This is a genomic window from Spirochaetales bacterium, from assembly GCA_016930085.1.
In the GTDB taxonomy this organism is placed as follows: Bacteria; Spirochaetota; Spirochaetia; order SZUA-6; family JAFGRV01; genus JAFGHO01.
This window is the reverse complement of the sequence record JAFGHO010000103.1, coordinates 1-11,648: the sequence shown is the minus strand read 5'-3', so window position 1 is coordinate 11,648 and position 11,648 is coordinate 1. Positions and strand designations below refer to the sequence as shown.

The window sequence follows — 11,648 nt, the reverse complement described above, 5'->3', positions numbered from 1 at the left end:
TACCGTTCGTCCTTCACGGTCTTGAGGTGTTTTACGCATCCGTCGTTATAGCGTGGTATACGATTCCATTCGTTTTCCCGGACGTATTGCGAATAAATCCGCACAAACTGGTTTTTCTGCTTTTCGAATTGCGCGGCGGGGAGATGGTTGTTTCCATATTGTCATTTTGCGTTATCTATCTTCTTCCCGTCATATGTCTGTTGAAGCTGATCTCCGCTTTGCTCCATTCAAAACTTCCCGTTTTATGCGATCCGGAACGGTTTATACCGGTTCTGTTGAATATCGTCCTCTCGTTTTGCATCATTTTTTTTATCGTTATCTATGTCATCAGATACGCGGCAGACATTTTGTTTTTTTTGACATTGTCCCCGGTGATATATGTCCTTATCGGTCTTTCGGTGATATATAACATCCTCTTTCTGGTTGTGCTGGTCGTGTATTTCAAAAAGAAAAATCCCACCTTTCAGGAATATATCGCGTTCAAGGAGAAAATAAGGGAGGGGAAACTCCTCAAGGTCGAAGTGAGGCTTGGAATTCAGAAAAAACTTCTTCTTTCATTTGTCAGCCTTATCTGCATCCTGATTATCATACTAAGCAGTATCCTTCTCCTGAATTTCAATAAAACCGTTCTTTCACGGATGATCCATAACGGGAGAACACAGGCTGAAGGATGCGCCACCGTAGTGCAGACGCTTATGCCACAGGATATCGAGATCAGGGATTACTTTGGAAAGCAGCAGCGAAAAAATATTGAGTCAGATTTCAGGTTTATCTCCATGTCGTATTATGACCGGATGAAGAACGCAAACGATTTCGTCGTCACCGCTTCAACGGATAGTTCACTTATCGGGAATAGGATAAAGGATACATACAGGAATACGAAGGAGGCGATGTATGCATACTCAAAAAAGGAACGGAGTTACGAGTTTGTGGCCCCGGTAGCGTGGGGGGCGTTTATTATCGGGTACACGGTTGTCGTGTATGACAGGGATGTCATTTTCGAGCCGTATTTTCGGACACAGGTCAAGGCAATCCTTATCAGTTTTTTCTTCGTCTATATTTCGATCATCCTGGTCTATTTTTTCGGGAGCAGAATCGTTCATCCAATTCTTTTTCTCCGAATGAGCGTCAATAAACTTTCAGATACCCTCTCGAACATGATGCAGGGGAAAGTGAAAGTATCGGCGAACCTGTTGCGGTACGATGATGTGGTGCGGACAAAAGACGAGATAAAGACGTTATCGTCGGAGTTCAAGGATATGACGGGCGTGATTCGCGGCATGATTCCCTATATTTCGACTTCAACGTTTCAGCACGCGGAAAATGAAAGCCCGACATCGCGCTTGAGAAAAATGACCTTTCTCTTTACCGATATACGCGGATTTACGACGATGTGCGAGGGGTTACCGCCGGCGAAGGTCGTGTCGATTCTCAATCATTACCTCGATATTCAGTCTTCGATTATTCTCCACAATCACGGCGATATCGATAAGTTTGTCGGTGATGAGATCATGGCGACATTCGACGGACCATTCAAGGAAAAGAATGCATGTAAAGCCGGAATGGACATACGGGCGGCTATGGCAAAGGAAAGGGAAAAAAGGCTCAAGGAAAATAAAAAGGTTATTTCCATCGGGATCGGTATAAACACGGGTCCGGTGGTCTTCGGCAGTGTGGGCGCGAAAGAGCGAATGGATTTTACGAGTATCGGGGATACGGTAAACCTCGCCGCGCGGCTCGAAGGGGCGAACAAGGAATATCATACCAAATCCCTTATCAGCGAGGATGTGTATACAAAGGTCAAGGAGGATTTTTTATGCAGGGAAATAGACCTGATAACGGTACAGGGAAAGAACAAGCCGGTGCGTATCTTCGAATTGCTGCAGGAAAAAAGGCTGGTCATCAGGAAAATCAGGGAATTGAAAAGAAACTTCGAGTCCGGACTTGAAAAATACAGGAAAAAAGACTGGGATGAAGCCTTGAAAATATTCACTTTTCTCGATACCAGATATAATGATGAAACAAGCGGGATATTCATCGAACGAATAAGGCTGTATCGGAGAAATCCGCCCCCGACACGATGGAACGGAGTTTTCCATTTAAAGGCAAAATAGGAAAAATCATATGGCAGTAAGGAGATAAAGCCGGCGGAAACGATGATTTGTGCGTGTGATATCGGAACGACAACACTAAAAGCCGCGATTATCGACAAGAAGGGAAAACTGAAGGCCTTTTCAAAGGAACGCATCCCGGACGATCGTGAAGGAGATCCGGATACGGGGGGAACCGATCCGCTTCACTGGATAACGTGTCTGAAAACGGCCGTACGGCGTTTCCCGAAAAGCGAACGAGAAGGGATACGGGCGATGGTTGTTTGCGGCAATGGACCGACCCTTGTTCCGACCGGAGAAAACGGTGAACCGCTTTCTTTTGCATTGACGTGGCTGAATGATCCGGAGAAAGCGTTGTCGAAAACGATCATGGAAAAAACCGGGGGTGCCGGCGAATCCTCATACTATCTTGCAAAGGCATACTGGCTTTCTACGAACAGAAAACGGGTTTATGACAATGTCCGTTACTTTCTTCCATGCCCCGAATACATGAATCTGTATCTGACGGGGAACGCACGGGCCATTCTGCCGACTCCGGATTACGCCCCGTATATGTGGAGCACTCCCTTGATCGAAAAACTCGAGCTGGATCCGCGTTTATTCCCGCCGTTCATTCGAACCGGTGAGAACGTGGGTGAAATACTGCCACGTATCGCAGAGGAACTGGGGCTGCCGGGCGGGATTACGGTTTTCGCCGGCGGTCCTGATTTTTTGATGGCATTACTCGGTACGGCCGCGATACATGAAGGGAGGACATGTGATCGGACGGGGACCTCGGAAGGGCTCAATCACTGCAGCGCCAGACCGGTTGAACGGGGGAAATTGCTTTGTTTTCCTCATATAAAGCAGGGCTTTTTCAATATTTCCGGGGTCATCAATACGTCCGGAAAACTCATCGAGTGGTTTCTCCACCTTATCGGTGGAGAAGAACAGGATATAGCACGGTTTTATGATAAAGCGGGTGCCGCGAAGCCGGACGCCGGACCGATTATCGTTCTTCCCCATTTTTCACGGTCGCGAACCTCTCTCTGGGAAGGCTCATCCGGCGGGGTGATTGCCGGCCTGACGGAGAAACACAGACAGGAACACCTGTTTATGGCCATTGTGGAGTCACTCGGCTACGCGGTGCGGGAAATCATGGAGGAAATGGAAGAAAACGGATACCGTATTACGGAAATTCGGGTTTCGGGAGAACCGGCAAAGTATAGCGTGTGGAACCAGCAGCGTGCCGATATTACCGGCAAAACGATATCGGTGCCCGAGATTCGGGATGCCGAATTGCTGGGGGGTGCCTGTGTGGGCTTTTCCGGATTAGGGGAATACGGAAACCCGATTGAAGCGGCAGAGAATATGGTGAGAATCAGAGAACGATTTTATGCCATGGATGAGGCAAAAAAAAGATACGATTGTTTGTATGGGAAATATAAAGCATTAAGCGGCATCGCAAAAGGATTTTCCGTGGAACCGGGTTAGGGATGAGGTGTATAATGGTAATGGATAAATCTGGGTGTTTCGTGTTTCATAATGATTTGGGCTCTCTATCGTAAACTTTCTCTTTTCCTTGACAATAACAAGCTTATATATATACATTAATGGTAAGAGCTATGTCACCGTTAACATTACACAGAATACAGCAATTTTTTGAAAAATATCGGGAAATCGATATAACCTTTAATAAAAAGGTTATCGAGTTTACCCGGATTTTGCCTAAGGAAATTTATATGAAATGCGGTAAGGACACCTTCCCGTGTATTCTGAACTCATCATCAATGGTAAGGGCTCAGGTGATCGCGCAGGTAACCAAAAGCTTTTTCGACAAGGTGAATCATAATAATAAAAAGGTAACCCTGAGGCTCGCTTTTCACAGGCCGGATAATTCCAATCCTCTCTGTTTTTTTATTCAGACGAAAATCGACGGGTACAACCCCTTTATATCGAAAAATCCCAATCTGTATTTCATCAACCTCAGCTATATGCAGAAACCGCCCGATGACCTTATAGCGATTCTGGGAAAATTGATTGAAGCCGGATCGACCGTCAAAAAGCGGCGTCACGAGCGGATAACCATTACACCAGAATCCCTGCGTATGCTCAAGATTCAAAATACCCAGGGAGTTTTGCTCGGAGAAGATTTCAAGGTAAAATGCCTGCTTCGCGATCTTTCACTTTCCGGTGCCAAGGTCATCGTGGCGGGAAAATCGGAACAATTCGAGGGTAAAAAGGTGGTTCTCGGTATCCTTCTGTTCGAATATACGGGGGCATGCAAGATTCAGGGAACAATTCTGAGGTGTGAAGAAATGAAGGAGCATGAAGATTTTATCGCCCTGGGTATCAATTTCGACGAGAAAAATGTCCCGGCGGAGTATAACAGGCGGATTATCGATTATATGGCAAAAAAGACGGTAAAAGGCGGAATGTCGCGGAATACGGGTGACGATAATGATGCCGATGCAGAGGGAAAGGGAAACGTGAGCGAATGACGCTAAAAAGGGAAACGTCTCTTGTTCTTTCCGAATGTCATGATTTTCCCCGACATATCCCTGAACTTTGCAGAAAGAAGCTTTTCTATATAGCCGGAAAGTGATTTACTATCCGGTGATATCGCTGTGATGCCGTTGATTCTTACATTCGATTTCTTGCAGAACGTCACAAGGTCCCGCATGAATCCGTCGAAACCATAATGAATCGATTCGAAGAGGGCGGCGTTTCCGTTTTCGTGCTTGTAAGCGATATTGTTGACCAAAAGCATGAACCCGTTTCCGCCGTTTAAAAAATATGAAAGGATTTCACGGCAAAGAAAGATGTACTGTTTCAGCCATATATCGATAGTCATGTCGATATACGCGATATCGAGGTCGTGAATCGGTGTTTCATCCGCCGTACATGAATGGATGATAAAGGCATCGTCGAGTGCTTTATATTTTTTAATGATCGAAAGCAGAATGTTTTTGGCTTCAAAAGGAGAACGTTTTTTCCATTCGACAACCTCGAGCCGTTCGTCAGGCATATCGGTGAGCGCGAAATTACTGCCGGAAGAAGAGACGGTTCCGATAATATGAGTATAATCGGAATAACAATATTTCAAGAGGGAAGAACCCGGTTCCGTGTCGATGTCGGTGATGAGCGCCACCCTGTCCATGGCACAATCATATCCGGAAAAACAAACGGGGTCAAGAACGCAATGACTGTTTTTGACCATCCGGTTCGGCTGAGAAAGACGCAATGACGGTACGGTATTCCCCGATAGGGATAAAGGGTATGCGCGCAGACGATGCGGGGCGAAACCTCTGTGAAAACACTTATGTTTTGAATGGGATAAATCCTTATTTGAAAAACAAATGTATCGCCGATTCTTGTTACAGTCAAAATATGATTGAATCTGGTAGGAAGTTAAAAAATAGTGAAGAAATAATGCGTTGAAAGCTGTTCCCGATCCGGTAACCGAACCGAGAATAAAGACGGGAACGCAACGTAAAAGAATGGATGGAGTACGTGAAATTAATAAAAAAAGAAACGCCGAGGGTTATTGTGGTCGACGATCATCCCGTTTTCCGTATCGGGATTATCAAACTTATCCGGAAAGAAATAGGGATAAAGCATATCGATGAGGCGGGCAATACCCATGAAGCGTTAAGCAAGCTCGATGCCGGTACCTACAACTATGCGATTATCGATATTTCCCTGAATGGCGTCAGCGGACTCGAGTTGACGAAAATAGTGAAGGAGCGGTATCCGCAATTATCGGTGCTGGTCGTCTCGATGTATGACGAAGAAATATATGCGAAACGCGCGCTGGACGCCGGTGCGAACGGGTATATCATGAAACGGTCGATGCCGTCTGAAATGCTCGAAGCACTCAGGCAGTTTTTTGACGGAAAAATATATGTCAGTAAACAGATCGGAGAAAAATTGCTGATGGGTATGCTGAAGAGGGAAAATATCGAAAAAAAGGATCCGATCGATACCTTGAGCAACAGGGAGTTCGAGGTATTTCAGCTTATCGGTGAAGGTTTGAAGCCCGTCCAGATCGCTGATGAACTCAATCTGAGTGTCCAGACAATCGAAACATACAAACATCATATCAAAGGCAAATTACATATTAATAATTCATTTGAATTGCGTAAGTATGCAATCAATTGGATTACCAGTAACAGATTGTAAGCGTTACGGCTTGCCGAATATTCAAACGGATGTCATAAAAAAGATTGCCTTAGAAATATCCTTATAAGCCTTACAGTTATTTCGACAATGGTTGGTCCGTGTCGATCGTGCAGGTAACAAGTGTGCCGGTGTGATTTTTACTCTGAATATAAAGTTTGCCGCCGATTATATTGGCACGGTAGCGCATTATTTTGAGTCCCATCCCCTTGCTGTCGATTGAATCGGGGAAACCCTTGCCGTCGTCCTTGACGCTGAGGGAGATTCTGCCGTTTTTACGAGATAGTTCGATCGAAATGTTATGAGGATGCGCGTGCTTTACCGCGTTATGCACCGCCTCCTGTGCAATACGAAAAAGATGGAGGGCAACGGAATTATCCTTGATTGCGACATCTCCTTTATATTCGAAGCCGCATTTTATTCTGAATTGATTTCTGGTTTTTTCGGAAAGATCGTTAAGGGCGCAAAGTATACCGTTTTCTTCAAGATGAACGGGGAAAAGTCCGTATGCAAGGCTTCTCGTTTGTTCGAGAGAGAGATGAACATGATTGATGATCTCTTCCATGTCTTTTTTCAGGCTGGCATTGCCGTTTTTCAGATCATCCTGAAGTGCCTGACACATGAGGGCGATACCGGAGAGTTGCTGGCCCAGCCCGTCATGGAGTTCCTGCCCTATACGGTGCTGTTCCCTCCCGCTGATCTCGAGTATTTCCTTTTCGAGTCTTTTTCTATCGGTAATATCGTAAAACCCGGCTATTATCGCCGATTCTCCGTTAAAGATAAGTGTCTCCACGGAGATAACGACCCAGAAAAGACTTCCATCGTCTTTTTTCATGCAAAACTCGGTATTTCTGATAAATCGCTGTTGGTTGAAATAGGTATTCTTCAATTCCTTGTGAAGCTGTGCGGTATCCTGAGGATCATTGAAAAAATCTGAAATCGTTCTGTTTTTGAGAAGCGCAAAATTCGTCCCAAATGTAATGTGAAAATATTTGTTCGTGTAGAGAATCTTTTCATCGGATTCCCTGTAAATAACCAGCGGAATGGGATTCGCCTCGATAATCGCCCGCAGGCGTTTTTCACTTTCCCGTAATGCGGTCTCGGCGCGTTTCCGGTCGATGATCTCCTGTTTGAGTTTTTTATTGGTCAAAGCGAGTATTTTGGTTTGGCGCTGGATCTGATGAAGCAGAAGAACACCCTTGAGGGCGCTCCCGAGCCTTCGGCTTAAAATTTTGTATACCACCCCTTCCTGGGGAGGAATCTCGAGCATGAGAATCGCCCGCTGTTTGTCTTTCTGATACAGGGCTTCGACCATCATGGAATAACACCGGTTCGAAGGGAGCAATTTCTTTGGCGCCAGTTTCGTCGAAGGATAGATAATACCCTCTTCGCCGAGGTCGATTCTCCCGTTTTCGTTAAATGCAAGGATTGCGCGGGAACAGCCGTCAAGATATTCTTCTTCCTCCGTGAGGGAAAGATAGCAGCTTTTGATTCCCAATCGCGGAAAGTTGCGTTCGAGTAATTCGACCAGTTCGCTCAATCCGACTGTCGTGAAAAGTTCCTCCCCGATCGCCTGCACGGCCATGGTCTCTTTGGCGGTGCGAAGCCGTTTATACTGCGATACCTTGTCTTCCGTGTCGGCAATGATTTCTTTCGCGCGATGTATAAGCTGGGTGGCCTTTTTTCTGACATCTTCATCTTGTATCAAGACGAGGCCATAACGGTGAAGGAGGGAAAGGAGTTCCCGCCAGGCGCCGATCCTGTTTCCCGCCTGAATGGCTTCAAGGAGAATTTCGTTCCATGCAGTGATGAACGCCCCTGTCTTTTTGCCGAGCAATTCGGAATAAAATGATTTTAAAAGATGTTCTATCGTTATTTCCAGTTTCGCGTAATCGTAGTCGTAAAATTTAATAAGGGAGGGAACAAGAATTTTGTTCATTTCATTGAGGAAATCATGACGCTGTTCGATTTCCGGCAGAGGTTTTCTCGTTTTCTTGTTCTGTGGCCCCGAATAGGAGAGTATCGGTGAAAAACAGCCGCACGATTCCCGGATAATGAGTTCGGTCCGGAACGTTTCGTGAACGTATCCGACGTTTCCTTCGATTGCATTGAGAATAATGTGTGCAGCCTTGCTTCCCACTTCATAAAGCGGCTGGCGGACGGTGGTGAGGGAGGGGGCGAATGTGTGATCGGCCTCGATGTCGTCAAAGCCGACGACGGCGATATCTCCGGGCACATGGATATCACGTTCCCGTAATGCGGCGATCGCTCCCGAAGCCATCGCATCATTTGCCGCGACGATCGCGTCGATCCCGAGTCCGCGCTCCTCGAACAGTACCTGAACGGCGGTCTGGCCGGCCGTCATGCAATAGTCGCCCGGAACGATGAGTTCCGGATCGAAATCGAGGCCATTGTTCGCGAGAATTTCCTTGTAAACGAGGAAACGTTCGAGGGCGTCCTTGCGTTCTTCGGGTCCATTGATAAAAGCGATGCGTTTGTATCCATGGATCGCGATAAGATGATTCATTATTTCTTTCATGCCGCACACATTATCGATGATAAGCGACGATATACCTTCAAGTTGTTTACCGATACTGATAAGCGGCAGGGGCTTGAACCGGGAGCAGAATTCCTGCAATTCGCTTTCGCTGACATAGTGGGAAATAAGGGAGGTACAGATGATGAGGCCGTCGATATTGTCTGCGTTGATAAGTTCGTAAAGACTGTTTCGCTGACGTTCGTGTCTGTACGGCGTATTGAGTGCACCCCCGATAAAGCAGATAAGATTCGCATTATGCGCCAGGGCGAAATCAGAGGCACCATTCCATATTTTTATGCCATATGAATTGCCGGCCCAATCGACAAGGAGACCGATTGTCGGATATTTTTTATGTTTTTTCCTGTCATGCATGATTCCATAAAACTCTTTCATACGGTTTCAACCCGACAGATGATTCATTATTCTGTTTCAGGTTACGGATAATATATCATAAAAGAACAGGATTATTCAATAACGAATCGGGTACTGATTAATATTTACGGATATCCTTGTAACGATGAGTGCATCGATAATATTGATGAGGCCGTCGTCGTTGACGTCGGCCGCATAATCATTGAAAATCGGTACCGGCAATTTTACGCAATATCGGGCGATAATGAGTGCGTCGACAATGTCGACGCTATCGTCCGAATTGACGTCGCCTTTGCGGGGAAGCCCGGGGCCGGTCGGTGAGGGTGACGGGCCCGGGGGGAATGTCGGGTTTGCGGGATTGGAATAATAGTCCGTCAGGGTTATCCCCTTGCTGCCGAGAGGCACCTCGTGATCGAGGCTGACAAACCTGCCGGACACATCCTGCCAAAGCGTCGGTTTGATAAAATTGTATTTGTTCTCATCGACCTGTTCCCAGGCAGAACCGGCAAGAATACCGCCCGTGTCGCCCGAATCCTGATTCAAGCACCAGAATGTATGATTGAGGTTATTTTCGGCAATAAAATCCCTGAATGCCGTCATCCATATCAGGTTATCCGCATTTTCCGAACCTGCTATATTACCGCCCCATTCCCCGATGTGAATGGGCGCGGTTCCGTTTTCATGAATGAAAAACCAGTAATGCCTCCATACGATTTCCAAATCAGATCTGTTGAAATCATATTCGAACCATGGCTGTATATGGACATTCGGACCGTATTCATGGGGCGAATAGACAAACCGGCTGGGTTGAAAAAGGGATATCGGATGTACACGTACCCCCATGAGATTTCCGCCCCACCATGTGGTATGTATGGAAAGATCGGTGGTACTATCATATGGAAGGCCCAGCTTTTCACGGATATTGGGGATTGCCGAATCACGGTACTCTTCCACCCCTTCGATCAGGATGAGGACACGCGGATTGATGGAGTGAATTTCGTTCGCAACCAGTTCAACCGCGCTTTTCCAGTTGTTCGGATCAAGCGATGAATCCCATTTGGCGGCGCGGAATCCTTCTTCATTAAGCTTCCCGTGAGGTTCGTTCTTTATATCAAACCCGATGACCGTATCGTTGTACCGGTAATGACCGGCGAGATAGCGCCACGCTTCCCTGAAATGATTGAAATTATACTGTTCATTGTACCACAGATTATGCTGGTACCCGTCGGGTGAAAGGCTGTGCATATCCAGGATGACCTTTAAACCGATACGCCCGCAATAGTCGATCGCGTAATCGAGTATCTCAAGCGTATCCATTCCGTCAAGATAAGTGTTTTTTGATGCGCCGGGGTTGGGGTTGTATTCGATTGTGACGCTATTGGAATATACCGATCCCTTCTTCGATTCCAGAACAAAATAGACACTCATCGGTATGCGGATGGCATTGAATCCAAGGTCGGCTACTTGATGTAAAACACTTTCCAGATCGCGAGTCCACAGGCCGTGAAAGACAAAGGTATCGGTTTCATAACCGAACCAGTTGATCCCGGTGATCCAGACAATGTTGCCGTTATTGTCATAGACTCTGTTTCCCTTTGTTTGGAGCCAGTCATCCGCGAACCCGGTTTGAATGGATATAATGACACCGGATATATATACCACGAGTATTATTACCTTGAGTATACCGGCTTTTTTCATATCAATTGATACCTTTTATTTTTCTTGACGTTTCTATCGATATATGAATCACTTTACTCTTTATATAATACAAACACAATCAGTACTTTCTTGATTTTGTGATAGGTTGAATTGTATTATCCGCTTAATCCAAAAACCTTATAACAATAGAGGAGTATTATATAATATGAAATAGGATAAAAATCTTATGTATCGTGTAGAAACAGACCGATTGGGGTGGCGGATAAAAAAAGGGACAGCCTAAAGGCTGTCCCGTATATTCGCTGCAACGTGAATGCGAGGTGTGATTAGTTGACTGTGACGCTTCCGGAGATACCGTTGGCTGTACCGATATTGTTCGTGTTTTCATCGACGAGACTGTCGACTGCAACACTGATCGTCGTTGTTCCGCTTCCGCTCGCATTCCAGTTGACCGTACAAACATGAAGGTCCGTTCCCGGGCCTTTTCCGGATGTATCGAAACCGCTGATGACAAGCCTTCCCGCAGTATTTGCGTTAACGGCCGCCACGAATCCGTCAGCTCCGGCCTGAACGCCGTTCGTTCCAATTGACGTGTCGACGGTAAGTATACTCGATGTAAAGCTGAGTGTGACGCCGTATGCCGCGAGTTTCTGTGTTCCGGAGTGGGCGTGGACTTCGTTGGTGAATGCAGAGCCTCTCGATACGTTCATTGATGCAGGATCGATCCATACCGATCCGGCACTCTTGGTCGCGGGAGGATTGGTCGCAGGAGGATTGGTCGCAGGAGGATTGGTCGCAGGAGGATCGGT

The 11,648-nt window shown here is 46.3% G+C and carries 8 protein-coding genes; 4 read left to right on the top strand and 4 right to left on the bottom strand.

Going from position 1 to position 11,648, the window contains the following annotated elements:
* From JW881_17475 to JW881_17465, 3 genes are all read left to right on the top strand, one after another.
* A partial coding sequence (locus tag JW881_17475; protein ID MBN1699315.1) for an adenylate/guanylate cyclase domain-containing protein occupies positions 1 to 2,114 on the top strand: 2,114 nt, incomplete at its 5' end.
* A 42-nt stretch (positions 2,115 to 2,156) separates the two neighbouring features.
* Positions 2,157 to 3,584 carry an FGGY-family carbohydrate kinase gene (locus JW881_17470; protein MBN1699314.1) on the top strand — a complete coding sequence of 476 codons (1,428 nt, stop codon included), beginning with the start codon at positions 2,157 to 2,159 and terminating at the stop codon, positions 3,582 to 3,584.
* 248 nt (positions 3,585 to 3,832) lie between these two features.
* Positions 3,833 to 4,591, top strand: coding sequence for a PilZ domain-containing protein (locus JW881_17465; protein ID MBN1699313.1), 759 nt, complete (start codon positions 3,833 to 3,835; stop codon positions 4,589 to 4,591).
* A gap of 2 nt (positions 4,592 to 4,593) precedes the next feature.
* On the opposite strand, the gene JW881_17460 is transcribed toward JW881_17465, so the two are convergent.
* Positions 4,594 to 5,310, bottom strand: coding sequence for a hypothetical protein (locus tag JW881_17460; GenBank protein ID MBN1699312.1), 717 nt, complete (start codon positions 5,308 to 5,310; stop codon positions 4,594 to 4,596).
* A gap of 293 nt (positions 5,311 to 5,603) precedes the next feature.
* On the opposite strand from JW881_17460, the gene JW881_17455 reads away from it, so the two are divergent.
* The gene (locus JW881_17455; protein MBN1699311.1) at positions 5,604 to 6,272 is read left to right on the top strand and encodes a response regulator transcription factor; all 669 of its coding nucleotides are present in this window, start codon (positions 5,604 to 5,606) and stop codon (positions 6,270 to 6,272) included.
* Positions 6,273 to 6,348: 76 nt separating this feature from the next.
* Here JW881_17455 and JW881_17450 read toward each other — a convergent pair whose 3' ends face one another.
* From JW881_17450 to JW881_17440, 3 genes are all read right to left on the bottom strand, one after another.
* Positions 6,349 to 9,201, bottom strand: coding sequence for a substrate-binding domain-containing protein (locus JW881_17450; protein ID MBN1699310.1), 2,853 nt, complete (start codon positions 9,199 to 9,201; stop codon positions 6,349 to 6,351).
* Between the two features lie 75 nt (positions 9,202 to 9,276).
* Positions 9,277 to 10,878 carry a cellulase family glycosylhydrolase gene (locus tag JW881_17445; GenBank protein MBN1699309.1) on the bottom strand — a complete coding sequence of 534 codons (1,602 nt, stop codon included), beginning with the start codon at positions 10,876 to 10,878 and terminating at the stop codon, positions 9,277 to 9,279.
* Between the two features lie 287 nt (positions 10,879 to 11,165).
* On the bottom strand, positions 11,166 to 11,648 hold a 483-nt coding region (locus JW881_17440), incomplete at its 5' end, for a hypothetical protein (protein MBN1699308.1).